The following is a 24,794-nucleotide window of genomic DNA, read 5'->3' as shown; positions in this document are numbered from 1 at the left end:
GCGCGCACGCCCGGAGCGTTCAGGAGCTGTTGCCGACCGTGAAGTACGGGATCTTGGCCGGGTCCTGGCCGAAGGCGGACCCGAGATAGACGGCGGACAGTTTGGTGAGCGTCCCGTCGTCGATCAGCTGCCTGATGATCCGGTCCAGCTCCTTCTTGTTGGACGACCCCTTCGGGTACAGGGCGCCGTAGCCCTGGTCGGTCCGGTACTGGCCCACGAGGCGCACCCTGCCCTCCCGCTTCTGGGGATACGCCAGGAGAATCGTCGTGTCGTGGACGACCGCGTCGATCCGCCCCTTCTCCAGCGCCGTGACCATCGCGGGGTCGTTGGCGTAGGAGGTGACGGGCTTGGTCGGCTTGAGGCGGTTCTTGACGAACTCCTGGCCCGTGGTGCCCTCGGCCACTCCGATGCGGACGTCACGGATGTTGCCCTGGTCGATCTTCTCCCCGTCCCTGATCAGCACGCCCAGGGTCGAGGAGAGGTAGGGCGGGGAGAACTCGGCGACCTTGCTCCGTTCAGGGGTGATCGTGATCTGCGCCAGGGCCAGATCGAAGTCCTTGGTCTTCCCGGAGACGACCTCCGGGAAGGGGGCGTTCTCCACCTTCACCCGGTCGAGTCCGGCCCGGTAGGCGATGTTGGCGGCCATGCAGTACTCGTAGCCGCTCTTGACGGAGGTCGGCGTGTCACCGCCGTTCCACCAGCCGGGCGCGGGCAGCGTCGTTTTGACCGTCAGGGCGCCCGCCGTCATGGGTGACAGATGAAACTGTCCGCGATGTCCCGTGACCGCGCAGTCGCCGTAGTGGGTCTTCGACGACTGCGACCCGCCCTGGTCACAAGCCGCTGTCGTGACGATGAGCGCAACGCTGACAGCCAGAGAGACGATCGCCGCCGCGGCGCGCATCCTTGCACCTCCGGTAGGGGCATACTCCTTGAGCCACCATAAAACACCCCGAACCATACGACTGCCGGAGGCGCGGGGGAGAGTCCGGGATGCGGGGCGGATCGCTCGTCTTCCGGCGGTGTGCGGCGGCGGCCGACCGGAGGTGTGTGCGCCCTTTTCCGGCCGACGGCCGACCGGTCGGTGCCGGTGTCGCGCTCGGCCGTATCGGCCGTGTCATGGCCGCCTTCACCCTCGGCCACTCCGTCGCCCTGGCCGTCACGGCCCTCAGCCGCGTGGAGATTCCCGGCCGGCCCATCGAGGCGTTCATCGCGGCCGGCATTCTCGTCGGTACCCTGCACGCGATCCGCCCACAGTTCCCGGGGCGGGAGGCACTGGTGGCCGACAGCGCCGGGCTCCACACGACACTGACGCCGGCCACCCTCGCGGTGACGTCCGCGGTCGTCGTCGGTTGCGTGCTGTTCACGCGCCGGCACGCACCGCCCGGTCCGGGCGGCGGCCTCCGCCTCGGGTCTTTGTCACGGCCTCTGTCACGGATGCGGCCGTGGCCGGGTGCGGCCCGTACCGGGGCTCTGGACAAGGAGGGAAGCCGGTCCGAGGATATGGACCACTCCATACCGTACGCACAATGCACTCACACGCCTCCTTCGTGATTTCACGGGCCGCGCCGCCTTGATCCGTGGCGCGTGCCTGATGAGGCGCCGTCTGGGAATGCTCATCGGTGCGGCCGGGCCCACGGCGTTTCTCCCGTGGGCGCGACCGAGCGTCCGCGAGCCTGTGTTCGCGGGCCGGTGTGCGGGAGTCCGTTCTCGGGCCTCCGAGCCCGTGCTCGCGGCGTGATGACTGGTCTTCAGAAACCGACCGGAGTGAGGTAGCCCGCCATGTCGACTCCAGCGCCCCGATTCGCCCCGTCCGCCGACCGTCTTCCGGGTGACGGGACGGTCATCGACCGGCTCGTGACGGCCAACCGTGCGTACGCCGACCGGTTCGCGGATCCCGGAATGGACGCGCGGCCCGTTCAGCGCGTCGCCGTCGTGGCCTGTATGGACGCCCGGATCGACCTCCATGCCGCGCTGGGGCTCCAGTTGGGGGACTGCCACACTGTGCGCAACGCGGGCGGTGTCGTCACCGACGACACCATCCGTTCCCTGACGATCAGTCAGCGTGCGCTCGGGACCCGCAGCGTCATACTCATCCACCACACGGGCTGCGGGCTCCAGAGCATCACCGAGGAGTTCCGGCACGAGCTTGAGATGGAGGTCGGGCAGCGGCCGGCCTGGGCGGTCGAGGCGTTCCGTGACGTCGACCAGGATGTACGGCAGTCGATGCAGCGAGTGCGTACGTCACCCTTCCTTCCGCACACCGACGACGTCCGCGGCTTCGTCTTCGACGTCACGACCGGGCTGTTGCGGGAGATCGATCCCCGGGGCTGAGCTGTCCTTTCCCGCCTTGCCCGGCCCTGTCCCGTTCTCCGGCCGCCGGGTGGCATCGAGTCGTCGCCCGGCGGCGGGAGGGCGGGGCTTTTGTCGTCCTTCCGGATTTGTTCTGGTAGCGCTCTGGCGCGCCTCGGCATGTCAGTTACATACTGTATGCACTTGGCGTGCGAAGCTGTTCCCGAGGAGGGGGGCCGCCCCGTGTCCTACCGCACTTCTCTCTCGGTCGTGCTGGCCGAATTCGTCGCACCCGCCGCCGAACGCACGGCCCGGGAAGCCAGGTTCCCCCGTGAGGCGGTGTCGGCCCTCGGGCGCGCGGGGCTGCTCGGGCTCACCGTCGCCCCGGAGTTCGGGGGTGGCGGGCTCGGGCTGCCGGAGGCCGTCGACGTGGTCGCGCGGACCGCGCGTGTCTGTCCGGCGACCGCCGTCGTGCTCATGTCCCATTTCGCGGCGGTCGCCGCCATCGAGTCCTGTGGTGGTTCCTGGGTACGGGAGGAGGTCGCCGCCGGGCGGCACCTCGTCGGCCTCGCGCTGTTCGAGGGCGAATCGGGCGGGCCGGGAGAAGAGGACCCGTACGGGAGGCCGTGCTCGGTCGCCTCAGGGTTCGCCGATGTGGTCGCTCTGCGGGGCCGCAAGCGGTCGGTGGTCGCGGCGGGCGAGGCCGACAGCTACCTCTGGTCCTCGCGGCCGATCGCCGGGCCGGACGGTCTGACCCTGTGGGTCGTTCCGGCGCGCGCCCCGGATCTGTTCGTCCCGGAAAGGCCGGACGGGGGAGGGCCTGGCGGCAGCGGGACAGCCACACTCCGCGCGGATCCGGTGCTCGTTCCCGCCGATGTGATGCTCGGGCGGGACGGCGGGGGTCTCGGCATTCTGCTGCGCTGCGTACGACCCTGGCTGCTCGAGCTGAGGGCCGCTGCCGACGGCCCGCCTGCCGGCCCGACCTCCGGTGCCATCCCCGGCCCGGCTTCCTGCGCCATCCCCGGCCCCGGCGTAGGCGCCGGCCCCGGTGTTCCTCGGCCGGGCGCCGACGCTCTCCGGCCTGGGGGTGAGAGGTCAACCCCCGGGGACGAGGAGCGGCCCGGGGGCGACGTGCTCCGCCCCGCCCCCGCCGCGTGAACCGGCGGACGGCGACATGAGTTTCGCGTCGGCGCCCCCGCCGTCAGTCCTGGTTCGTCCCGGCGGCGAGCTGCTTGCGGTAGAAGCCGGTGGTGCGTTCGGTGTGCTTGCGCATGACCTCGCCGGCGCGGTCGGCGTCGCCCTTGGCGATGGCCCTGATCAGCTGGGTGTGCTCGTTCCAGGCCTCCTTGCCGCGGGGCCGTGCGATCGGCGTGTAGTACCAGCGCACCTTCTGGCCGACGCCCGCGATCAGTTCGGCCAGTACGGCGTTGCCGGTGATGGAGGTGATGAAGGTGTGCAGCGCGGTGTTGGCCGCGACCAGCCGCTCGTTGTCGCTCGCGGCGAGGGCGTCGACACCCTCCTGGTGCAGCTCCCAGAGCTTCTCGACGTCCTCGGGCTTCGCGTGCTGGGCGGCGAGTTGGGCCGAGTAGGTCTCGAGAACCGCGCGGACGCCGAGGAGTTGGGCGGCCTCCTCCTCGGTGGGCGAGTGGACGAACGCCCCCTGCGCGGGGCGCAGGTCGACCCAGCCGTCGGTCTGGAGCCGTTGCAGCGCCTCGCGCACGGGCTGGCGGCTGACCCCGAGGTGTTCCGCGAGTTCGGCCTCGACGAGATGCTGACCGGGCTTGAGGGAGCCGCTGACGATCAGCTCGGTCAGGGCGTCGTACACCGCCTGCCGAAGCGGTGCCGGACGCGTGACGCGCCGGGTCGCGGCGGCCGTGAGTGCCTCACGCATGGGAGCCCCGTTCCGCCACCGGGCCCGCGGGGCCGACGGCTCTGCCAAGAGATGGCCGCCGAGAGGGTCGCCGACGGCCGCGTCAGCATACAGGTTTTCGTATGCAGGATGGCGGGTCGCAGGGAGTGATCCCGGTGCGGGGTGGCGGGTTGCAGGGGGTGATTCCCGTGCGGGACGGCGGGGCGCAGAAGGTGATTCCGGTGCGCGGCGGCGGTTTGCAAGGGGTGATCCCGGTGCAGGGCGGTGCGTTGCCGGGCGGTGGGTGATCCCAGGTCGGTCGGGGGCCGTCGGTGAAGGTGGTGTCCGTCGGTTTGGTGTCGCAGTGTCGCCGCATGGCCCCAGGGACGCCTCTCGCCGCTGTCCCGAGCGGGCAACTCCCGCCCGGGTGAGGACGGTTGATTCGAATTGAGTTCTGTATACAGAAGCCTGTATGGGGTAGTCTCTCAGTCTCCCGCAAGCATCGCCGGGGACCCGTACAAGGGAAGGCGGAGCGATCATGACGGCCAGCGTGAGTGATGTGACGGTCGAGAGCGTGGTCCGGAGGGCGGCGGCCGTGCACCGGGGTCAGCGGGGCGTGCTCCTGCCCGTACTGCACGCCGTACAGGCCGAGTTGGGATGCGTGCCCAAGGAGGCGATCGCCGTGCTCGCCGACGAGTTCAACCTCTCCCGGGCCGATGTGCACGGAGTGGTGACCTTCTATCACGACTTCCGCCCCGAACCCGCCGGACGCACCGCCCTGCGCATCTGCCGGGCCGAGGCCTGCCAGGCGCTCGGCGCCGACGCACTGGTGGCCCACGCCCGGGAGGCCGGACTGGCACTCGGGGAGACGAGCGCGGACGGGGCCGTCACCGTCGAGCAGGTCTTCTGTCTCGGCAACTGCGCCCTGGGCCCCTCGGTGGAGGTGAACGGACGGCTGTACGGCCGCGTCGGTCCGGCCCGGCTCGGCTCTCTTCTCGACGGGACGGTCTCCTGATGAACAACGCCGGACACTCCAGGGCCACCGTCTACGTCCCGCGTGACTCGGCGGCCCGGTCCGTCGGCGCGGACGCCGTCGCGGAGGCCCTGCGGCAGGCCGCCGCGCGAGGCGACTTCCCGCTCGACGTCGTACGCAACGGATCACGCGGCCTGCTCTGGCTGGAACCCCTGGTCGAGGTGGAGACCCCGAACGGCCGTGTCGGATACGGGCCGGTGGCACCGTCCGATGTCGGGGACCTGCTCGCCTCCGGCATGCTCGACGGCGCCGGCCATCCGCTGCGGCTCGGCCTGGTCGGCCAACTCCCTTGGCTGGCCCGGCAGAACCGGGTCACCTTCGCCCGGGTCGGCGTCACCGACCCGCTGTCCACGGACGACTACGTGGCACACGGCGGCCTCGCGGGACTGCGTGCCGCGCTGGAGCGGCCGCCCGCCGAGGTGGTCGCCGAGGTCACGGAGTCCGGACTGCGCGGCCGGGGCGGCGCGGGGTTCCCCGCCGGCATCAAATGGAAGACCGTGCTGGACTGCGCGGACGAGCTCAAGTTCGTCTGCTGCAACGCCGACGAGGGCGACAGCGGCACCTTCGCCGACCGGATGGTCATGGAGGGCGACCCGTTCATGCTCATCGAGGGCATGACCATCGCCGCGCACGCGGTCGGCGCGAGCGAGGGCTACGTCTACATCCGCTCGGAATACCCCGACGCGGTCGCCACCGTGCGGGCGGCGATCGGCATCGCCCGCGAGCACGGCTGGCTCGGCAAGCGCATCCTCGGCTCCGCGCTCGACTTCGACCTGCACGTCCGGGTCGGCGGCGGCGCGTACATCTGCGGCGAGGAGACCTCCATGCTGGAGAGCCTGGAGGGCAAGCGCGGCATGGTCCGCGCCAAGCCGCCGATCCCGGCCGTCGAGGGCCTGTTCGGCAGACCGACCGTGGTGAACAACGTACTCACCATCGCGACGGTCCCCTTCGTGCTCGCGTCCGGCGCGCGGGCGTACCAGGAACTCGGCGTAGGCCGCTCACGCGGTACCCAGGTCTTCCAGCTCGGCGGCAACATCGCGCACGGCGGCATCGTCGAGACGGCGTTCGGCGTCACGCTGCGCGAACTGGTAGAGGAGTACGGCGGCGGTACCCTCTCCGGGCGCCCGGTGCGCACGGTGCAGGTCGGCGGACCGCTCGGCGCCTATCTGCCCCCGTCGATGTTCGATCTGCCGATGGACTACGAGGCCTTCGCGGAGGCCGGCGCGATGGTCGGCCACGGGGGCGTCGTCGTCTTCGACGACACCGTCGACATGGCCGCGCAGGCGCGCTTCGCGATGGAGTTCTGCGCCGCCGAGTCCTGCGGCAAGTGCACACCGTGCAGGGTCGGTTCGGTCCGTGGCGTCGAGGTCATCGACAGGATCGTGGCCGGCCGGCACCGGGACGAGAACCTGGCGCTCCTGGAGGACCTGTGCGACCTGATGACCGACGGCTCGCTGTGCGCGATGGGCGGGCTGACACCGATGCCCGTACGGAGCGCACTCACCCACTTCCCTGACGACTTCCTCGCCCGTGGGGGCGGCCCGGGGGACGACTCCCGGCAGCCGAGCGGCGCGAGGGGGGAGGGCACGTCATGACACTGCTCAAGGAACCCGACTTCGGAACCCCCGAACGGCCCGGCGGGGCCACGGTGTCGGTGGAGGTCGACGGGCTGTCGGTGACCGTCCCCGGGGGTACCTCGGTGATGCGCGCCGCCGCCCTGGCCGGCGTCGACATACCCAGACTCTGCGCCACCGACAGCCTGGAGCCGTTCGGTTCGTGCCGGCTGTGCGTCGTGGAGATCGACGGCCGGCGGGGCACCCCGGCCTCCTGCACCACCCCGGTGGCCGACGGGATGCGGGTGAGGACCCAGACGCCGAAGGTGGAGAAGCTCCGGCAGGGCGTGATGGAGCTGTACATCTCCGACCACCCGCTCGACTGTCTCACCTGCCCCGCCAACGGCGACTGCGAACTCCAGGACATGGCCGGCGTGGTGGGCCTGCGGCAGGTGCGCTACGGCTACGAGGGCGAGAACCATCTCGACGCCGAGAAGGACACCTCCAACCCGTACTTCGACTTCGACCCCGCCAAGTGCATCGCCTGCTCCCGCTGCGTGCGCGCCTGCGGCGAGGTCCAGGGCACGTTCGCGCTCACCATCGAGGGACGCGGCTTCGACTCCAAGGTGTCGCCCGGCGCCGCCGAGACGTTCATGGACTCCGAGTGCGTCTCCTGCGGGGCCTGCGTCCAGGCCTGCCCGACCTCCACGCTCCAGGAGAAGTCGGTCGTCGAACTCGGCATGCCCACCCGGTCGGTGGTCACCACCTGCGCCTACTGCGGTGTCGGCTGCTCCTTCAAGGCCGAGCTGCGCGGCGACGAGCTCGTCCGGATGGTGCCGTTCAAGGACGGCGGCGCCAACGAAGGGCACTCCTGTGTGAAGGGCCGTTTCGCCTTCGGCTACGCCACCCACCCCGACCGGGTTCTCAAGCCCATGGTCCGGGACCGGATCACCGACCCCTGGCGCGAGGTCGGGTGGGAGGAGGCGATCGGCACGGTCGCCCGGCGGATGCGGGACATCCAGCGCCGGCACGGGCCGAGTTCGATCGGCGCTATCTCCTCGTCGCGGTGCACCAACGAGGAGGTGTACGTCGTCCAGAAGATGGTGCGCGCCGCGTTCGGCAACAACAACGTGGACACCTGCGCCCGCGTCTGCCACTCCCCGACGGGATACGGACTCAAGCAGACCTTCGGCGAGTCGGCCGGAACCCAGGACTTCCGCTCCGTGGCGGAGGCCGATGTCATCATGGTGATCGGGGCCAACCCCACCGACGGGCACCCGGTGTTCGCCTCCCGGATGAAGCGACGGCTGCGCGAGGGCGCGGAGCTGATCGTCGTCGACCCCCGCCGCATCGACCTGGTGCGCTCCCCGCACATCGAGGCCGCGCACCACCTTCAGCTGCGGCCCAGCACGAATGTCGCCGTCGTCAACGCCATGGCCCATGTGGTCGTCACCGAGGGCCTCGCCGACCGTTCCTTCGTGGACGCCCGGTGCGAAGGGTTCGAGGCCTGGGCGGAGTTCGTCGCCCTGCCCGAGAACAGCCCCGAGGCGACCGAGGAGATCAGCGGGGTTCCCGCCGGTCAACTGCGGGCCGCGGCACGGCTGTACGCGACGGCACCCAACGGCGCCATCTACTACGGCCTCGGCGTCACCGAGCACAGCCAGGGCTCGACCATGGTCATGGGAATGGCCAACCTCGCGATGGCCTGCGGAAACATCGGCCGCGACGGCGTCGGAGTCAACCCCTTGCGCGGACAGAACAATGTGCAGGGCTCCTGCGACATGGGCTCCTTCCCGCACGAACTGCCCGGCTACCGCCATGTGTCCGACGACGCCGTCCGCGAGGTGTTCGAGAACCTGTGGGGCGGCACCCTCCTCGCCGAACCCGGACTGCGCATCCCCAACATGTTCGACGCCGCGATCGACGGCACGTTCCGCGGTCTGTTCGTGCACGGCGAGGACATCGCGCAGTCCGATCCCAACCTCCAGCACGTCACCGCCGCTCTCGAGGCGATGGAACTCGTCGTCGTGCAGGACCTGTTCCTCAACGAGACGGCCAGGTTCGCGCACGTCTTCCTGCCCGGCGCGTCCTTCCTGGAGAAGGACGGCACGTTCACCAATGCCGAGCGCAGGATCAACCGGGTGCGCTCGGTGATGAAACCGAAGACGGGCAGGCACGAGTGGCAGATCGTGTGCGAGATCGCCACCGCCATGGGCTACCCGATGGCGTACGAGCATCCGGGCCGGATCATGGACGAGATCGCCGCGGTCACCCCGACGTTCACCGGAGTGTCCTTCGATCTGCTCGACGAACTGGGCAGTGTGCAGTGGCCGTGCAACGCCTCCGCACCCGAGGGGACACCGGTGATGCACATCGACGAATTCGTGCGCGGCAAAGGCCGGTTCGTTGTCACCGCGTATGTGCCGACCAACGAGCGCAGCACCCGGCGTTTCCCGCTGGTGCTCACCACCGGGCGCATCCTCAGCCAGTACAACGTCGGCGCTCAGACCCGGCGCACCGGCAATGTCGCCTGGCACCCCGAGGATGTCCTGGAGCTGCACCCGCACGACGCCGAGGTGCGCGGCATCACCGACGGCGCGCTGGTGACGCTGGCCAGCCGGGTCGGGCGGACCACACTGCGGGCGGAGATCTCCGACCGGATGCCGGCCGGCGTCGTCTACACCACGTTCCACCACCCCGTGACCGGCGCCAACGTGGTGACCACCGAGAACTCGGACTGGGCGACCAACTGCCCCGAGTACAAGGTGACCGCCGTACAGGTCGGGCTCGCCCATCCGCTCGGACCGGGCGACCGGGCACCGGAACGGGCCGCCGACGACGTTCTCACGGTGGTGGACTGAGATGACGGCGACCGTGCCACCGGAACACCGGATGGCGAACGACATCGCCGTGAACCTCGGCCATCTGCCGGGGGATTCGGCCGCCGAGGCGATCGCGGTTCACATCGGCCGCTTCTGGGACCCGCGCATGCGCTCCCGGCTCCTCGCGTACGCCGACGCCGGAGCCGAGGGGCTGCATCCGCTGGTGATCGCGGCGGTGCGGCTCCTGCGCCCGGCGCGACCGCGCACGGCACGAGACGGGGAGCCGGCGCGGGAGTGAGGGCCGCGGATGGTGAGAGGAACGACCGTGACGACAGGACCTGCCCAAGGAGGATCCCGGACCATGACCATCACCTCGACACCGGAGCCCGCGCCGACCGCCGACACGCCGAGCGACGACACGCCGAGCGACGACAGGCCGATCGCCGAAGGGCCGACCGTCGACGCGCCGACCGAGCTCACCGACGGGTATCACCTGGTCGTCGACGCGCTGAGGATGAACGACGTCGACACCGTCTACGGGGTCGTCGGCATCCCGATCACCGATCTGGCCCGTCTCGCGCAGGCGCGGGGCATCCGCTACGTCGGCTTCCGGCACGAGAGCAACGCGGGCCACGCCGCTGCGGCCGCCGGCTTCCTCACCAGGAAGCCCGGCATCTGCCTGACCGTGTCCGCCCCGGGATTCCTCAACGGTCTGGTCGCGCTGGCCAACGCCACCACCAACTGCTTCCCCATGGTGCAGATCTCCGGCTCCAGCGAGCGGCACCTGGTCGACCTCAGGCAGGGCGACTACGAGGAGATGGACCAGCTCGCCGCCGCGCAGCCGTTCTGCAAGGCCGCCTACCGGGTGGGCCGGGTGGAGGACATCGGCCGGGGCATCGCCCGCGCGCTGCGCACCGCGGTCTCCGGCCGTCCCGGCGGGGTGTATCTGGACATCCCCGCCGCGGTGCTCGGCTCCGTCATGGACGCGGAGGCGGGCGCGAGGACGCTGAGTCGACTCGTCGACCCCGCGCCACGTCAGATTCCTGGGCCCGAGGCGGTGGACCGGGCCGTCGAACTGCTCGCGGGCGCCGAGCGACCTCTGCTGGTGCTCGGCAAGGGCGCCGCGTACGCGCAGGCCGACGAACGCGTCCGCGAGTTCGTGGAGTCCACCGGCATCCCGTTCGTACCGATGTCGATGGCCAAGGGTCTGCTGCCCGACGACCATCCGCAGTCGGCGGCCACCGCGCGTTCGCTGGCCCTGAAGAAGGCCGATGTCGTCATGCTCGTCGGCGCCCGCCTCAACTGGCTCCTGAACCACGGCGAGGCGCCGCAGTGGAATCCGGACGCCCGGTTCATCCATGTCGACATCGAGGCGAGGGAGATGGACAGCAATCAGCCCATCGCGGCCCCGCTCGTCGGGGACATCGAGTCGGTGCTGGACGCGATCGCCGAGCGCGCCACGCCCGGCCGTATCGCCGCCCCCGCCGCCTGGCGCGCGGAACTGGGGGCGCGGTCGGCGCGGAACGTGGCGAAGATGGCGGAGCGGCTGAAGGAGGACCCGCACCCCATGCAGTTCATGGGCGCCCTGAAGGCCGTACGCGACGTCGTGCACGAGCGTCCGGAGACGTACATCGTCAACGAGGGGGCGAACGCGCTGGACATCGCGCGCAACGTCATCGACATGCACGTACCGCGGCACCGCCTCGACAGCGGCACCTGGGGTGTCATGGGCATCGGCATGGGCTACGCGATCGCCGCCGCCGTCGAGAGCGGCGCCCCGGTCGTGGCCGTCGAGGGCGACAGCGCGTTCGGGTTCAGCGGCATGGAACTGGAGACGATCTGCCGGTACAAGCTGCCCGTCGTCACGGTCGTCATGAACAACGGCGGTGTCTACCGCGGCGACGACGTCAATCCCTTCGACGACGCGCCCTCTCCGACCACCCTGATGCCCGGGGCCCGCCACGACCGGATGATCGAGGCGTTCGGTGGGAAGGGCTATCGCGCCACCACGCCCGCCGAGGTCACCGCCGCCCTCACCGAGGCGCTGGCCCTGGGCGGCCCGGCGCTCATCGACTGCGTGATCGACCCCTCCGCCGGGACCGAGAGCGGCCACATCGCCCACCTGAATCCGAAGGGCATCACGGGCGGGACCATCGCGTCGGCCGCGAAGTGAGCTGCGACATCCAGTCCTGAGGGATTCCTTGTGCGCGGGGGAGGTCGGGGGCGGTCGGCGGTGCGGAACGGATTCGCGCGCCGCTGGTGAACGGGAGTCCGGCGTGGGATCGTTTCGCGGTGACCGATACCGCTCTCGGAGCGACCGCGTCGGGGCGACCCGACGATCGCATACCGTCCGCCCTTCGCTTCGCGACGGAGATCGTGGCCTGGGTGGCCACCCCCTGGGCCCTGTCCGACCGTTCATGGCTGCTCGCCGTGGCTTCCGTGGTGCTGCTCATCGGTCTCCCGACCGTCTTCGCCACCCCGGGGGACAAGTCCAACGTCGTTGTCCCGGTGCCGGGTTGGGTGACAGTGCTGCTGGTGGCGCTCCAACTCGTCGCGGCGGTGGTGTTCTCGTGGCTCGCCTGGCCCGCCTGGGCGGCGGTCCCGGTCACCCTGCTGGCCGCCGCCACGTGCGTGACGGAGCGACGGCGATGGCAGTGGCTGTGCCGCGGGGGAAGTGCCGGCCCGGTGGCCTGAGGCCCGGTGCGACCGGGCTCGTTCCGGTCCGCGCCGGGTCAGCCGCTCGTGCCGAAGTGGCTGCCGGTGATCTCGCCGTCGTCCGTGAGCGCCGCGGCGACGCAGCGGAACACCCTCAGCCCCTCGGCCCATTGGGGGGCGGTCGGCGGCAGGACGTCCACGTTCCAGCGAAGGCCGTCCGAACTGCCTGAGGCGATACGGGAGTTGCGCATGACCTGCTGGGAACACAGCGCCCTGACGTCGGGGTGCTTGACGAGGTCCCTCGCGTTGTACGTCATCCCGTCCTTGGGCAGTGGCGCGACGGCGAAGGTCTCCCACACGTGCGCGACATGGCAGTCGGCGCGGCTGACGGTGATCGTCCCCGAGATGTCGGTGATGCCGCTCCAGCACTCGGGGGTCGTGACACAGCGGCCGCCCACCCCCTCGACAGCAGCGGCGGCGCAGCCGCTCCGGGTGGTCCGCACGCCGCCGAAGGCCGCGTCCGCGGCCGCTGAGGCCTTGCCCGTGGCGCTCGGGGACGGGGATCCGGCCGACGAGGAGCCGGGGCCGTCCGCCGACCCGTACTCGTGGACCACCCAGGTGACGGACACGCTCACCGAGACCACGGCCGCCAGCACGCCGATCAGGCCCGGACGCCACCGTGAGGACCTGCGGGCCGCCGGCTCCGCCACCGTGCCCGCCCCTCCGCCCCCGGCGGGCGGGCCGTCCACGGGCACCGGGCTCGAAGGGTGCGGGTCCGAGGGCGGTGGGGGGAGGGTGTAGGACGTGGGGGCCGAGTCCCGGTGGGCGGGAACGGTGGCTGCCGTACGCGGCGCCGGACCGAAGGAACCCCGTACGGCGCTGTCGACGTCGACGGAGGCCAGCGCGTCCCGCAGCGCCGAGCCGTCCGGCATCCGGGAGGCCGGATCCGTCGCCAGGGCCTGTCTGAGCACCTCGTTGAGGGCGCTCGGCACGTCCGGCAGGTCGGCGTAGGGCCAGGTGTGCCGGACGATGAGCTCCGCGAGACTGAGCTGGGTGCCGTCTTCGGGCTGGTGCGGCGGGCGGCCACGCAGGAGCGCGTAGAGCGTCGCGGCGAGCGAGTAGACGTCGCCCGTCGCCGTGGGCTCGGCCAGGTGAAAGGCCTCGGGCGGCGCGTACGCCGGAGTCAGCGCCTCGCGCGTCACCGACAGCTCCCGGCCGGGCCTCGGCATGGCCGCCAGGCCGAAGTCGGTGAGGGCGGCGGAGCCGTACCGATTGACCATGATGTTGCCCGGCTTGATGTCGCGGTGCAGCACCCCGGCGGCGTGCGCCGCGGCCAGCGCGTCGGCGATGCCGAGCCCGATGTCGCGGGCCTCCTTGACGCCGAGCGGGCCGCGGCGGTGCAGACGGTCACCGAGCGAGCCGCCGGGACACAACTCCATGACCATGTACGGGCGGTCGTCGTCGAGGACGCCCGCGTCGTAGACCGGGACCACGTGCGGATGTCCGGACAACCGGCCGGCGGCCGTGACCTCGCGCAGGAAGCGCTGCCGGTCGCGGTCCGAGGCCAGGGCCCTGCTGTCGACCTTCAGGGCGACTTCCCGGCCCACCGCCGTCTGGTGTGCCCGGTAGACCGTGGCGAAGCCGCCTCGGCCCAGGACCTCCTGGATCTCGTACCCGGAGAGTTCCACGTGTTCGTACCGCATGGTGCCGTCTTCCCCCAACGCGCAGCCCACCCACGGCAGACCGTCCGGCCGGGGACCGCGCCGACTCTAGCCCAGCCGTGCCCGCTCGCCGTCGTCGCCGGTGAGTTCGGCGAACTCGTCGAGCAGGGCGTCGGCCACACTCACATCCTCCGTGAGGGGGCGGTCCCGCATGTCAGGGTTCAGCGCCGCCGCCGCGCGGAGGTAGGCGCGGCCGGCCGGGGTGCCGGGCGGGGGCGGAGTGCCCCGCAGCCGCAACGCCCTTACGGCGGCGACCAGTTCGCAGGCCAGGACGAGCCGGTACGGGTGCGCCGTCCGCAGTGACTTGCGGGCGGCCTGGGTCGCGAAGGTCGCCGCCTCCTCCATGCCCTGGGACAGCACCGCGTGCCCGAGCGCGGCGGGGGTGGCGCATGCGTGTATCTCGGCGAGGGCGGACGCGGAGCTGTACTCCAGGATCATCATCCCGGACCCTGCCGAGGAGACGTCGGCCAAGTAGGACCGCAGCCCGGTCAGTTCGGGACGGCCGAGGGCGGACAGCCGGGCCGCGGACAGCCTGGCCGTGCCGAGTACGGCGAGGCCCAGACGGTCGAGCGCGAGGGTGAGCGGCGCGGCGAAGAACCCGCCGTGATGCAGGGCGACGGGAGTGCCCGTGGCGTCGTCCCACCCGATGAGGGGGTTCTCGGTGGCGGAGTTGAGATCGATGGACAGCACCCGCTCCAGGTCGTCCCAGGCCTCCGTCGCGGGGCCGTGGGCCTGCGGGAAGCAGCGGAAGCCGAAGGGGTCCTGCACTCGCGCCGGTGCTCCGTCCGGCGGCCCCGGTACGGCCGCTGCGCTCCCGGCGTCCGCGCCGAGCAGCCACCGGACGCGCGCGGCCACCCGCGCGATCGCCGGGTGCGGATGGGCTTCGTGGACCTCGGGTGCGTACGGTTCGAGGGAGCCGTTCACGGCGTGCAGGGAGAGCGCGGCCACGAGGTGTGCGGCGCGCAGCGGGATCCCGAGGTCGTGCCAGGCCAGCGCGGACTGTCCGAGGGTGAGGGCGTTGCTGCTCAACAGGGCCAGCGCGTCCCCGCGCCGGACCGCGAGGCGCTCGGGGAACGGACGCTCGGAATCCGCCCGGTCCGGTGTCCAGGTGCCGTGGCCGAAGAGCGCGAGCCCCAGCTGGGCCAGTGCCGTCAGATCACCGGTGCCCACGGACCCGTACTCGGGGACCCGGGGATGCACACCCGCCCGCAGCGCCTGCGCGAGGGCCGAGGCGATCCCGGGGCCAAGGCCCGATCCCCCGGCGAGGAGCTGGTTCGCGCGCGCCAGCATCATCGCGCGGACCTGGCGTGCGGGCAGGGCTTCTCCCGCGCCGCCCGCGTGGCTCAGCAACAGCCGCAGATCGTGGCCCGCTCCGTCGTGGTCCTCGACGGTGAGCCCCCGGTGCGCGCCGACGCCGGTGCTGCGTCCGTAGACCCGGGCACCCTCGGCCGCCAGCCGGTGCGCCGCCCGCCGGGTGTGCTCCATCGCCTCGAGTGCCGCCGGGCACAGGGAAGGCGGCGCCGCTCCATCGGCGATGCGGGCCACCATGGCGGCATCGAGGCCCCGGCCGTCGAGGGCGGCACCGGACGACGTACTCCCGGCGGCCCGGCTTCCGGTGGCCGGACGTTCCGTGGTCGGACTTCCGGTGGCCGCGTCGCCGATGGCCGCGTCGGCCGCGCTGTCGAGCATGAGTGACGTTCACTCCTCAGCCGTAGGCCGGCGTCGCCTCGTAGGCCGTAGTCGCCGTCGCCGTCGTCGCCGTCAAGGGGCCGGGCCGGGAGGGTGTCCTCCCGGCCCGTGGGCACCCGTCAGCCGGTTGCCGGCACCGGCGTCAGCTCAGTCCCGCGGAGGCCAGCCAGTTCTTGGCCACGTCCAGCGGGTCCTTGTTGCCGTCCTGCACATCGCTGTTGAGCTTCACCAGGGTTTCGGTGTCGAGCTTCGCCGAGACGTCATTGAGGACCGAAACTCCGGCCGCCGGCAGAGCGCTCTTGTATGTCAGCGGAGTTACGTTCTCGAATCCGAAGAGATTCTTGGGATCCTGGAGTACGACAAACTTGTTCTTGCTGATTCCGGGGTCCGTCGTGAAGATATCCGCGGCCTGGATGTTGTTCCCCTTCAGTGCCGCCACGGTGAGGGGGCCGCCCGCGTCCAGCGCCTTGAAACTCTTGAAATCGAGACCGTATACGGACTTCAGGCCCTTCAGGCCCTGCTGCCGGGTCTGGAACTCGGGAGACCCCCCGATGACCAGGTCCTTCGCCACGGCGCTGAGGTCGGTGACGGTCGACTTGGCCGTGAGGTTGTACTTCTTCGCGGTCGCCTCGTTCAGGGCGATCGCGTCCTTGTCCTGGGCCTTGGACGGGATCAGCAGGGAGAGCTTCGGGTCCAGCTTGGCGGAGATGGCCTGGCTGGTCTCGTCGACGGACGTCGGAGCGGCCTTGGCGTCCAGGTAGGCGAGCAGTGCGCCGTTGTACTCCGGAAGGACCGTGATCGTACCGTTCTTGATCAGGCCGTAGGTGGTCTCGCGGCTGCCGATGTTCAGTTTGTAACTGACCTTGATGCCCTTGGCCTTGAGGGCCTCGCCGTAGATGTCGGCGAGCAGGATGCTCTCGGGGAAGTTGTTGGAACCGACAACGACCGTGCCGGCCTTGGCGGAGTCGCCCTTCAACGGGTCACTGCCCGCGGAGTCGTTGGAGGAGCCGCAGCCCGTCAGCGCGGCAGCGGCCACAACCAGCAGGGAGACAGCGGAGGTTGCGGAGGTTCGAGTGCTTCTGGCGATGGTCACGTTGGTCATCCAGACTTGGCGATCGGTGGGGCGGCGGTGGCTGGTGGGCACGGGTGACGGACCTGACGATCCAACCGAGCCTCGTCAACTACCGTCAAGACACGAATAGATCACCGAAGCGGACCGTACAGCTTCAGCCTGTAGGCGCAACGTGACCGAAACGGGAGCGAACCAGGCGTCCCCGCGTGCCACTTTTCGGTTGATCATGGCCGTAGTCTGACGGCAGCCGCTAGTGTTGGCCGCGTCGAGGGCCCCCTTCCACTTGTCGGGCCCGATCGTGCTGCTCGCGACCATTGATCCATGCAGGCCCGCTATCGGGCTTCCAACGGGGAATGAAGTCAAGGAGGTTGGGTGCCCGCGCACAGAAAAGCCGCCTCGGGGCAGCCGTCCACTGCTCTCGGGACCGGCCGGACACCATCCCCGCTGGACCGCTGGCCTTTCCGCCGGAAACTCAATGTTCTGGTGATCGTGCCGCTCGCCGTCATCTCCGTGATGCTCGCCTATGTCGTCTCCGGTGAAATAGGCCGGGCCCGGTCCGCAGCCGACACCGCCCAACTCGTACGCGACAGCGCGCAGGTGACGAAACTCATCGACGCCGTACAGACCGAGCACCGGCAGGCGCTCCTGGTCTCGCTGCGCTACGAGGCCGCCGGCTCGGGGGAGAGAGCGCCGGACACCGCCGCCTACCGGGCCGCGCAGGAGAAGGTCGGCATCCGCATCGAAGCGGTGCGGGCCGCCTACGGCGACCGGCTGCCCGACGGCGAGGCCCAGGCGCTGAAGGAACTCGAGGGCCTGGACAGCCTCCGCAAGACCATCGAGCAGGGGCCGATACCCGCCGACAACATCGACCCGGCGTACGGATCGGTGATCGAGGGGATGATCGACGGCCTCGGTCTTGGGCGCTCGGGCAACGAGTCCTCCGCGTCCGCGGGCAATCTGCTCGACGCGCTGCTGCGCGCCGACACCGCCCACGCCTCCTTCGAGACCAGCGTCTTCGCCGCCCGTACCCGCGACGCCAACGCGCTCATCGAGTTCACCGGCGCGGTGGGCGACTACGACCAGTACACCTACCAGGCCGAGCGGTTCACCCGGTTCGCCGGCACGGAACAGGGCACCGACCTCGCCGGGATCGAGCACAGCCCGTACCAGAGCGTCATCACCCAGCACTGGGCCGCGCTCCAGGTCGACACCGGAGCGCTGGTCGCCGAGAACGCGACCCAGCTGCGGGCCGCGCTCGACGAGGCACTGCGCGCCGGTCCCACCTACGAACGGCAGGCCGAGAACCGGCTGAAGATCGTCCAGTCGCTGATCGGCGGGATCGCCGGGAACGCCCAGTCCGCGTCGAACGACGCCTGGTGGCGGGTGGTCTGGCTGATCGCCGGCATCCTGGCCGCCTTCGCCGCCTGGCTGCTGTTCTCCGTGCTGACCCGGCGCTCCGTCGTCCGGACCGTACGCACCCTCACGGCCGCGGCCCAGCACGTGGCCCGCGCCGCCGGGAACGAGCTCGCCCGCGTCGCGGACGACGACGCGGACGACGCGAGCCCGCCGCGGCTGGAAGCCGTTCCCGTGCCGGTGCGCGACGAGATCGGTGAACTGGCCGAAGCCTTCAACCAGGTTCAGGTGACCGCGAGCGCCCTGCTGGAACGCCAGGTCGTCAGTCGGCGCAACATCGCCGAGATGTTCGGCAACGTCGGCCGCCGCGTCAGCAACCTGACGGCTCGTCAACTCGCCCTGATCGACTCGGTGGAGCGCGGTGAGACCGACCCCGAGGTGCTCGACCGGCTCTACCGCATCGACCACATCGCCGTCCGTCTCCAGCGCAACGCCGACAGCCTCATGCTGCTCGCAGGGATCAGCGAGAGCGGTCTCAACACCGAGCCGATGCGGCTCAGCAACATCGTCCGTGCCGCGCTCGGCCAGATCGAGGGCTACCAGCGCGTCACCCCGCACGCCGAGGGCGATGTCACCGTCGTCCCCGACATCGTCGGCGACCTGACCCTGATGCTCGCCGAACTCCTGGAGAACGCCGTGATGTTCTCCCCGGCGACCAGCGGCGTCGAAGTCGTCCTGAGGCCCCGCCACCAGGGCGGCGGCGCCCTCGTCGAGATCATCGACCACGGGCTCGGCATGAGCCCCGAGCGGCTGGAGCAGGAGAACGCCCGGCTGATCCGGCGTGAGCGTCTGGATCTGGCGCCCACGGAGGTCCTCGGCCTGTTCGTGGTCGGCGGTCTGTCCCGGCGCTGGGGCATCGAGGTCGCCGTCTCCCGTACCCCGGGCGGGGGTGTCACCGCCACCGTCGCCGTGCCCGCGGACCACCTCGTGCCCGGTGACCCGGGCCCCGCCGTCGAGCGGGCCCCGCGCATCGCGCCGCCCGCCCGCCGCACCGCTCCTCCGAGTGAGCCGCGCAAGGCGCGGGTCGAGGCGCCGCCCGGACCCGCCGGCCTGCCCCGCAGGGTGCCCTCGTGGTCCCGGGCCGCCGAGTCCCCCGGTCACGCCCGCCGCTCGGAAGCCGCGGACACCGGACCCGAACGCGCGACGACGCACGGGGGCGCCCGGCCCGGCAGCGGAGCCGAGCCCGCACCCACCGGTCCGGCACGGTCGGGCGAGGCGGGTCCGCTGCGCCGCCGGGTGCGCGGGGCGACCCTGTCGTCCGCCACCGCGTCGAGCCGGCTGCCCCGTCCCACGGAACCACCCACCCACCGCAGGCCGCCCTCCTGGCAGCCCACGGACGCCGAGGCGGCGCGCTCGGAGATCGACGAGTTCGAGGCCGCCGTCCTGCGGGCCGAGCGCGAGAGCGCGGCCGAGGACCAACCGACCGCGGTGGCCCGGCCGGGCGGCAGAAGCCGCGGACCGGTCGGCACCGACACCCAGAACAGAAGACCCTCTTCCCCGGAAGGCATGAGCACGTGACCATGTGGACAGGCGGGCCCGAGTCCCGGACAGCGGAACCAGCGGCGGACGTGAAGACCGCCGCTGCCGACTTCAACTGGCTGCTCAACCGGTTCGCCACCGAGACGGCAGGGGTCGTCGACGTGATCGGTGTCTCCTCCGACGGACTGCTCATCGCGGTCTCGCAACTGCGCGGCCAGGCCGACTCCGAGCGGCTCGCCGCGATCGTCTCCGGGATCACCAGCCTCGCCATGGGGGCCTCCGGCAACTATGGCCTCGGCGGCCTCAACAAGGTCATCATCGACCTGGAGGAAGGGCACGTGCTGGTGTCCGCCCTCGGCGCCGGAGCGGTGCTCGGTGTGGTCGCCTCGAAGGAGGCGAAGCTCGGCAACATCGCCTACGAGATGACTCTCTTCGCCAACCGGGCCGGTGCGGTGCTCAGTCCGCAACTGGTGATGGAGCTGAAGAGAACCGTGGGCATCGCACCGGCCGGCTGATGTCCGACGGCGCGCCACATGACCGGTGGAGCGCGGTGAGTTGAAGGGGGAGGACGTGATGACGTCCGGCGAACCATTGGCCGGCGGTGACGCCGGCTGGGGAGTGGAGCGCCCCGCCTCGGTCGTCCGGCCGTTCCTGCTGACCGCGGGGCGGATCGCCGGCGGGGACAGTCTCGTACCGCCGATCCCGATCGAGACACAGGTGGTGGCCACCGTTGCGGGACTGGCGACGCTGGACCGCTTCGTGTTCGACCAGCACCGCGACATCATCTCGGTCTGCCGTGAGCCGCAGTCGCTCGCGGAGATCGCGGCGAGACTCCGGATGCATTTGAATGTGGTCCGGGTTCTCGCCGACGATCTGCGCGCCGACGGTCAACTGGCCCTGTACGCGCCGCAGGCCCGCTCCAACCGCGATGTCACTGTTCTGCGAAGGGTGATCGATGGTCTCCGAGCTGTCCCCGACTCCCGGGGCGCGATCCGTGAGGGATGAAGACGGGCGTCCCCGGCCGCCCCTGCCGGTGAAGATGGTGATCGCGGGCGGCTTCGGCGTGGGCAAGACCACGACGGTGGGGGCCATTTCCGAGATCGAGCCGCTGACCACCGAGGCGTCCATCACCTCGGTCGCGGCCGGGGTCGACGACCTCACCCACACCCCGGAGAAGGTGACGACCACCGTCGCCATGGACTTCGGCTGTGTCACCCTCGACCCGACCCTGAAGCTCTACCTGTTCGGTACCCCCGGCCAGGAGCGGTTCGGATTCATGTGGGACGACCTCGTGGAGGGCGCGCTCGGCGGGCTCGTCATCGTCGACACCCGGCGGCTCGACGACTGCTACGCGGCCGTCGACTACTTCGAGCACCGCCAGATCCCCTTCGCGGTGGCCGTCAACGCCTTCGACGGCAAGGTCGAACACGATCTGGACGACGTACGGTGGGCCCTCGACGTCGCCGACCACGTGCCGTTGACCGTGTTCGACGCGCGCGACCGTGGCTCCGTACGGGACGCCCTGCTCGTGGTCCTCGAACACGCCCTCGCCAGGGCCGAGGGCTGAGCCCGCCCTCCCGGAGCGGGCACCTACCGGGAGCGGCGGCCGGAAACGGCGACGGGGACGGCTCTCGGGCCGTCCCCGTCCTGGTCTCCGGTGCCCGGATCGCTACGCGGCCCGGCGCCTGCGTACTCCCGGGGAGACCGCCACGCGGCCCACGGCCCAGAACAGCACGAGGACGAGCAGCGCGAGCAGGGCCGTGAGCGCGGCTCCGCCGACCACCTTCTCGTAGTTGTGCTGGTAGAGGCCGTCCAGGATGTACCGGCCGACCCCGCCGAGCGACACATAGGCCGCGATCGTCGCCGTGGACACGATCTGGACCGTCGCCGAGCGCAGCCCGCTGAGGATCAGCGGCAGCGCGGCCGGGACCTCGACCTGGAAGAGGATCCGCGTCTCGGGCATGCCCATGCCGCGGGCGGCGTCCACGGGGGAGGGGTCCACGGTGCGGATCGCCTCGTAGGTGGTGATGAGGACCGGCGGGATCGCCAGCACCACGAGCGGGATCATCACCGGCACGATGCCGAGGCCCAGCCAGACGAACATCAGGACCAGGAGCCCGAAGGTCGGCAGTGCGCGCGCCCCGGCGGACACGAAGGCCAGCGCGTTGCCGCCGCGCCCGGTGTGCCCGGTGACCAGGCCGATCGGCAGCCCGATGGCCGTGGCGATCGTGAGGGCCGCGGCCGTGTACTGGATGTGTTCCCACACGCGTTGCGGGATGCCGTCGTAGCCGTGCCAGTGGGAGCCGTCGCTGAAGAAGGACTGCATGAAGTTCAGTACGTTCACGAGACGCTCTCCGGGGTGCGGGCGGCGGGGTCCGCGGTCGTGGCCCGGGAGCGCCGGGCGGCGCGGCCGGACGGTGGCTCCCAGGGAGTGAGGACCCGCCGCAGCAGGACCAGCAGGGCGTCGATCGCGACCGCGAGGACGGCGGTGGTCACGACCGAGGTCACCGCGAGCCGCGGGAGGCCGTACAACTGCGCGTAGGTCAGCAGATTTCCGAACGCCCCTTGGTTGCCGATCAGCGCGCCGACGCTCACCAGGCTGATGCTGGAGGCGACGGCCACCCGCAGTCCGGCCATGATCGCCGGTACGGCGATGGGCAGTTGGACCTGGAAGTAGCGGCGCACGACCCCGATGCCCATGGCCGCGGCGGCGGCGTTCGTCTCCTCGGGCACCGAGCGGATGCCGTCGACGACCGCCGGCACGAGCACGACCAGGCTGTACAGGCACAGCGGGATCATCACCGTCAGCTGGCTGAGCCCGGTGTAGTCGATGAGTACGACGAAGAACGCGATCGAGGGGATCGCGTAGAGCACCGTCGAGGTCCACAGCACCGGCGCGTAGAGCCAGTCGTAGTGGACGCACAGCAGTCCGATCGGCAGGGCCAGCAGCAACCCGGCCAGCACCGGGACGAGCGCCTCCTGCATATGGATGGCGATGAGACCGCCGTAGCTGTTTTGGAGGGCGCTCGGTATGTCGAAGAACCCGTTCATCGCCCGGCCTTCGCCGTCGACGTCTCCCGCGGAGTGTCCGCCGTCTGTCGCCGCCGGGCCGACCGGATCGCCGCGGCGACCGTCTCCTGCCCGGCCACCCCGAGGACCTCGCCGGAGCCGTCGACGCCGACCGCCTGACCGGTCGGCGACAGCACGGCCCGGTCCAGGGCGACGCGCAGCGAGTCACGGCCCACCTCGAAGCTCGGGCCGTACGGTTCGAGGGTCCCGGTCTCTCCGTCCCAGCCGCCGGGGTCGGCCCAGCCGAGCGGCTTGCCGCCCGCGTCGGTGACCAGCACGGGCGCACCCTCGGGCGCGCTTCCGGCGATCTCCCGCCAGTCGGAGCCGACGGGGAAGACCCGGGAGCGGTCGAGTTCGAGCTCGCGGGTGGACAGGAACGACAGACCGCGGATGCCCCGGTCGGAGCCGAGGAACTCCTCGACGAACGGATCGGCCGGCGCCGAGAGGATCTCGTCGGGGGCCGCGAACTGGGCGAGCCTGCCGCCGGTGCGCAGTACGGCGATCCGGTCGCCGATGGTGATCGCCTCGTCCATGTCGTGGGTGACGAACACGATGGCTTTGCCCAGTTCGCTCTGGATGCGCAGCAACTCCTCCTGAAGGCCACGGCGTACGACCGGGTCGACCGCGGAGAACGGCTCGTCCATGAGCAGGATGGGCGGGTCCGCCGCCAACGCGCGGGCGACGCCGACCCGTTGCTGCTGACCGCCGGAGAGCTGGTACGGATAGCGGCGGGCCATGGCCGGGTCGAGGCCGACCCGCTCCATCAGTTCCGCCGCGCGCTCGCGGGCGCGCTGCTTGGACCAGCCGAGCAGCCGGGGGACCGTGGCGATGTTGTCGACGATGGTCCGGTGCTGGAACAGCCCGGCGTTCTGGATGACGTAACCCATGGAACGGCGGAGGGTGTTGACGGGCTGGGCTCGGATGTCCTCGCCGTCGACCCGGATCGTGCCGCTGCTCGGCTCGATCATGCGGTTGATCATGCGGAGCGTGGTGGTCTTGCCGCAGCCCGAAGGTCCGACGAGAACGGTGATGGAGTGGTCCGGTATCTGGAGGGACAGGCGATCGACGGCCACCGTGCCGTCGGCGTATCGCTTGCTGACATCTTCGATGGCTATCAAGCGTCGAAACCCTTCGGGAACGGCCTTGCCCGCGCGTTGCGCGATCATGTGCACGAGGGTGCGTAGTCTAGTCAGTCGATGTTCGTTCCCGGCCATCACAGATCGTGAATGTCGTGCGTACGCGCGCTATTTCCGGGCGCGTCCGGGTCGGCTCGCGTGGGCGGTCCCGGCGCCCAGGCGCTCGCCGCGCCCGACCCGCAGATGGAGTGCGGCCCAGGTGCGGAACGGGCGCCACTCCTCCGAGATCTGAGCCAAGTCGCTGTCCGAACCGTACTGTTCGGCGATCTCCGCGGCGAGCCGGCGCTCCTGGGTGGGCAGGACGTCGGGATGGTTGGCCCCGCGGACGACGACGAGTTCGCTCGCGAAGGCGCCCAGCCCCTTGGCCTGTTGCACCTGCCGCATCGCGTCCCGTGCTTCCAGGGCACGCAGTCGGGCGCCGTCGAGCACGCCGTCGAGCGCCGCCTGTGCGACGGCGTGCAGATATTCGGTCTTGCGCCAGGGCAGTTGGGTGTCGAGACGGAGCAGGGCCCCGGGCGCGGGGAACGCGCCGCCGGTGCCGTATCCGCGGACGAGGTCCTCGCGCATCGCGCGGGCCGCCCGCATCCCGGTGCGCTGGGTCAGTACCGCCCAGCAGGCTGCCTCGTAGGGAGAATGGAAACCGCACGGGCGAAGTCCCGGCCGGCGCGCCTGGATCCGGCCGATCACCGGGTCGCGTTCGCCGACCTCGGGCCAGCCGCGGGCGTCGATGTCCAGTGACAGGAAGCGGCGCACCTGCTCGGCCGCGGCGTCCAGATCGCCGTCTCCGCTGACCGCGACCCGGGCGGTGGACCCGCGCTGTGTCACTTCCGCCGCGACCTGCCGCCAGTCCGCGTCGGCGTGGAAGACGGTCCGCAGTGCCGCCCCCGCCCCTCCGGCCTCGGCGGGTGGCACGGGCGCCATCTCCTCCCAGAACTCCCTGCTGTTCTCCAGGGACCAGGGACCTGCGACCTCGGACTCGACCGTGTGCCGTGTCATGCCGGACCTCCCGCTCGG

At 71.1% G+C, this 24,794-nt stretch carries 22 protein-coding genes; 13 read left to right on the top strand and 9 right to left on the bottom strand.

Annotated features, from left to right (window positions below; translation table 11 throughout):
• Window positions 1–19: 19 nt before the first annotated feature.
• Window positions 20–901, bottom strand: a complete 882-nt coding sequence (locus tag ABZV42_RS10435) for an ABC transporter substrate-binding protein (protein WP_355978509.1) — start codon at window positions 899–901, stop codon at window positions 20–22.
• Window positions 902–990: 89 nt separating this feature from the next.
• Between ABZV42_RS10435 and ABZV42_RS10430 the strand changes: the two genes are divergently transcribed.
• The 3 genes from ABZV42_RS10430 (at window position 991) to ABZV42_RS10420 (ending at window position 3,447) form a co-directional block, all read left to right on the top strand.
• Entirely contained in the window at window positions 991–1,551 is a 561-nt protein-coding gene (locus ABZV42_RS10430; RefSeq protein ID WP_356051564.1) for a HupE/UreJ family protein, read from the top strand.
• Window positions 1,552–1,779: 228 nt separating this feature from the next.
• Window positions 1,780–2,331: a carbonic anhydrase gene (locus ABZV42_RS10425; RefSeq protein ID WP_355978506.1), complete on the top strand. Its 552-nt coding sequence runs from the start codon at window positions 1,780–1,782 to the stop codon at window positions 2,329–2,331.
• Window positions 2,332–2,532: 201 nt separating this feature from the next.
• Complete coding sequence (locus ABZV42_RS10420) at window positions 2,533–3,447, top strand: acyl-CoA dehydrogenase family protein (protein WP_356051561.1); 915 nt, start codon at window positions 2,533–2,535, stop codon at window positions 3,445–3,447.
• Window positions 3,448–3,490: 43 nt separating this feature from the next.
• Here the strand turns inward: ABZV42_RS10420 and ABZV42_RS10415 are convergent, their stop codons facing one another.
• Window positions 3,491–4,180 carry a GntR family transcriptional regulator gene (locus ABZV42_RS10415; protein ID WP_356051559.1) on the bottom strand — a complete coding sequence of 230 codons (690 nt, stop codon included), beginning with the start codon at window positions 4,178–4,180 and terminating at the stop codon, window positions 3,491–3,493.
• A gap of 496 nt (window positions 4,181–4,676) precedes the next feature.
• Between ABZV42_RS10415 and ABZV42_RS10410 the strand changes: the two genes are divergently transcribed.
• From ABZV42_RS10410 to ABZV42_RS10385, 6 genes are all read left to right on the top strand, one after another.
• A complete protein-coding gene (locus ABZV42_RS10410) occupies window positions 4,677–5,153 on the top strand; it encodes an NAD(P)H-dependent oxidoreductase subunit E (RefSeq protein ID WP_355978497.1) in 477 nt (158 codons plus the stop codon).
• A complete protein-coding gene (locus ABZV42_RS10405) occupies window positions 5,153–6,766 on the top strand; it encodes an NADH-quinone oxidoreductase subunit NuoF (RefSeq protein WP_355978495.1) in 1,614 nt (537 codons plus the stop codon). Before ABZV42_RS10410 ends, ABZV42_RS10405 begins: the two co-directional genes overlap by 1 nt.
• Window positions 6,763–9,585 (top strand): formate dehydrogenase subunit alpha, encoded by a 2,823-nt coding sequence (gene fdhF, locus ABZV42_RS10400; protein WP_356051557.1) that lies wholly within the window; start codon window positions 6,763–6,765, stop codon window positions 9,583–9,585. Before ABZV42_RS10405 ends, fdhF begins: the two co-directional genes overlap by 4 nt.
• Window position 9,586: 1 nt before the next feature.
• A complete protein-coding gene (locus ABZV42_RS10395; protein WP_355978489.1) occupies window positions 9,587–9,844 on the top strand; it encodes a formate dehydrogenase subunit delta in 258 nt (85 codons plus the stop codon).
• A gap of 63 nt (window positions 9,845–9,907) precedes the next feature.
• Complete coding sequence (oxc, locus tag ABZV42_RS10390; RefSeq protein WP_356051555.1) at window positions 9,908–11,719, top strand: oxalyl-CoA decarboxylase; 1,812 nt, start codon at window positions 9,908–9,910, stop codon at window positions 11,717–11,719.
• A 119-nt stretch (window positions 11,720–11,838) separates the two neighbouring features.
• On the top strand, window positions 11,839–12,240 hold the full coding sequence (locus ABZV42_RS10385) for a hypothetical protein (RefSeq protein WP_355978484.1): 402 nt from the start codon (window positions 11,839–11,841) through the stop codon (window positions 12,238–12,240).
• 38 nt (window positions 12,241–12,278) lie between these two features.
• On the opposite strand, the gene ABZV42_RS10380 is transcribed toward ABZV42_RS10385, so the two are convergent.
• The 3 genes from ABZV42_RS10380 to ABZV42_RS10370 all read right to left on the bottom strand — a co-directional run bounded on the left by ABZV42_RS10380 (window position 12,279) and on the right by ABZV42_RS10370 (window position 16,713).
• Window positions 12,279–13,904, bottom strand: a complete 1,626-nt coding sequence (locus tag ABZV42_RS10380; RefSeq protein ID WP_356051553.1) for a serine/threonine-protein kinase — start codon at window positions 13,902–13,904, stop codon at window positions 12,279–12,281.
• Between the two features lie 66 nt (window positions 13,905–13,970).
• Entirely contained in the window at window positions 13,971–15,611 is a 1,641-nt protein-coding gene (locus ABZV42_RS10375; protein WP_356051551.1) for an aromatic amino acid ammonia-lyase, read from the bottom strand.
• A gap of 142 nt (window positions 15,612–15,753) precedes the next feature.
• Window positions 15,754–16,713: an ABC transporter substrate-binding protein gene (locus tag ABZV42_RS10370; RefSeq protein ID WP_356051549.1), complete on the bottom strand. Its 960-nt coding sequence runs from the start codon at window positions 16,711–16,713 to the stop codon at window positions 15,754–15,756.
• Window positions 16,714–17,166: 453 nt separating this feature from the next.
• On the opposite strand from ABZV42_RS10370, the gene ABZV42_RS10365 reads away from it, so the two are divergent.
• The 4 genes from ABZV42_RS10365 to ABZV42_RS10350 are packed head-to-tail and all read left to right on the top strand — an operon-like array spanning window position 17,167 to window position 21,142.
• Complete coding sequence (locus tag ABZV42_RS10365; protein ID WP_356051547.1) at window positions 17,167–19,614, top strand: ATP-binding protein; 2,448 nt, start codon at window positions 17,167–17,169, stop codon at window positions 19,612–19,614.
• A gap of 2 nt (window positions 19,615–19,616) precedes the next feature.
• Entirely contained in the window at window positions 19,617–20,090 is a 474-nt protein-coding gene (locus tag ABZV42_RS10360) for a roadblock/LC7 domain-containing protein (protein WP_355978887.1), read from the top strand.
• A gap of 58 nt (window positions 20,091–20,148) precedes the next feature.
• Entirely contained in the window at window positions 20,149–20,580 is a 432-nt protein-coding gene (locus tag ABZV42_RS10355) for a DUF742 domain-containing protein (RefSeq protein WP_355978470.1), read from the top strand.
• Window positions 20,581–20,614: 34 nt separating this feature from the next.
• Window positions 20,615–21,142 carry an ATP/GTP-binding protein gene (locus tag ABZV42_RS10350; RefSeq protein WP_355978886.1) on the top strand — a complete coding sequence of 176 codons (528 nt, stop codon included), beginning with the start codon at window positions 20,615–20,617 and terminating at the stop codon, window positions 21,140–21,142.
• A gap of 102 nt (window positions 21,143–21,244) precedes the next feature.
• Here the strand turns inward: ABZV42_RS10350 and ABZV42_RS10345 are convergent, their stop codons facing one another.
• The 4 genes from ABZV42_RS10345 to ABZV42_RS10330 form a co-directional block, all read right to left on the bottom strand.
• Complete coding sequence (locus ABZV42_RS10345; protein WP_355978467.1) at window positions 21,245–21,919, bottom strand: ABC transporter permease; 675 nt, start codon at window positions 21,917–21,919, stop codon at window positions 21,245–21,247.
• Window positions 21,916–22,626, bottom strand: coding sequence for an ABC transporter permease subunit (locus ABZV42_RS10340; protein ID WP_355978464.1), 711 nt, complete (start codon window positions 22,624–22,626; stop codon window positions 21,916–21,918). The genes ABZV42_RS10345 and ABZV42_RS10340 overlap by 4 nt, the downstream gene beginning before the upstream one ends.
• Complete coding sequence (locus ABZV42_RS10335; protein WP_356051627.1) at window positions 22,623–23,762, bottom strand: ABC transporter ATP-binding protein; 1,140 nt, start codon at window positions 23,760–23,762, stop codon at window positions 22,623–22,625. The genes ABZV42_RS10340 and ABZV42_RS10335 overlap by 4 nt, the downstream gene beginning before the upstream one ends.
• Before the next feature lie 126 nt (window positions 23,763–23,888).
• The gene (locus ABZV42_RS10330; protein ID WP_355978462.1) at window positions 23,889–24,776 is read right to left on the bottom strand and encodes a DNA-3-methyladenine glycosylase 2 family protein; all 888 of its coding nucleotides are present in this window, start codon (window positions 24,774–24,776) and stop codon (window positions 23,889–23,891) included.
• Window positions 24,777–24,794 lie beyond the last annotated feature (18 nt).

The organism is Streptomyces sp. NPDC005281 (genome assembly GCF_040607495.1).
In the GTDB taxonomy this organism is placed as follows: domain Bacteria; phylum Actinomycetota; class Actinomycetes; order Streptomycetales; family Streptomycetaceae; genus Streptomyces.
The sequence above is the reverse complement of the archived record's forward strand: the minus strand, read 5'-3'. Positions and strand labels throughout refer to the sequence as shown.

Excerpts from the sequence above, each read along its gene's own strand:
- ABZV42_RS10430 (WP_356051564.1), top strand. The coding sequence starts at position 991 with ATGCGGGGCGGATCGCTCGTCTTCCGGCGGTGTGCGGCGGCGGCCGAC.
- ABZV42_RS10425 (WP_355978506.1), top strand. The coding sequence starts at position 1,780 with ATGTCGACTCCAGCGCCCCGATTCGCCCCGTCCGCCGACCGTCTTCCG.
- ABZV42_RS10415 (WP_356051559.1), bottom strand. The coding sequence starts at position 4,180 with ATGCGTGAGGCACTCACGGCCGCCGCGACCCGGCGCGTCACGCGTCCG.
- ABZV42_RS10375 (WP_356051551.1), bottom strand. The coding sequence starts at position 15,611 with ATGCTCGACAGCGCGGCCGACGCGGCCATCGGCGACGCGGCCACCGGA.
- oxc (WP_356051555.1), top strand. The coding sequence starts at position 9,908 with ATGACCATCACCTCGACACCGGAGCCCGCGCCGACCGCCGACACGCCG.
- fdhF (WP_356051557.1), top strand. The coding sequence starts at position 6,763 with ATGACACTGCTCAAGGAACCCGACTTCGGAACCCCCGAACGGCCCGGC.
- ABZV42_RS10330 (WP_355978462.1), bottom strand. The coding sequence starts at position 24,776 with ATGACACGGCACACGGTCGAGTCCGAGGTCGCAGGTCCCTGGTCCCTG.
- ABZV42_RS10370 (WP_356051549.1), bottom strand. The coding sequence starts at position 16,713 with ATGACCAACGTGACCATCGCCAGAAGCACTCGAACCTCCGCAACCTCC.
- ABZV42_RS10435 (WP_355978509.1), bottom strand. The coding sequence starts at position 901 with ATGCGCGCCGCGGCGGCGATCGTCTCTCTGGCTGTCAGCGTTGCGCTC.
- ABZV42_RS10395 (WP_355978489.1), top strand. The coding sequence starts at position 9,587 with ATGACGGCGACCGTGCCACCGGAACACCGGATGGCGAACGACATCGCC.
- ABZV42_RS10360 (WP_355978887.1), top strand. The coding sequence starts at position 19,617 with ATGTGGACAGGCGGGCCCGAGTCCCGGACAGCGGAACCAGCGGCGGAC.
- ABZV42_RS10340 (WP_355978464.1), bottom strand. The coding sequence starts at position 22,626 with ATGAACGGGTTCTTCGACATACCGAGCGCCCTCCAAAACAGCTACGGC.
- ABZV42_RS10350 (WP_355978886.1), top strand. The coding sequence starts at position 20,615 with ATGGTGATCGCGGGCGGCTTCGGCGTGGGCAAGACCACGACGGTGGGG.
- ABZV42_RS10380 (WP_356051553.1), bottom strand. The coding sequence starts at position 13,904 with ATGCGGTACGAACACGTGGAACTCTCCGGGTACGAGATCCAGGAGGTC.
- ABZV42_RS10355 (WP_355978470.1), top strand. The coding sequence starts at position 20,149 with ATGACGTCCGGCGAACCATTGGCCGGCGGTGACGCCGGCTGGGGAGTG.
- ABZV42_RS10405 (WP_355978495.1), top strand. The coding sequence starts at position 5,153 with ATGAACAACGCCGGACACTCCAGGGCCACCGTCTACGTCCCGCGTGAC.
- ABZV42_RS10410 (WP_355978497.1), top strand. The coding sequence starts at position 4,677 with ATGACGGCCAGCGTGAGTGATGTGACGGTCGAGAGCGTGGTCCGGAGG.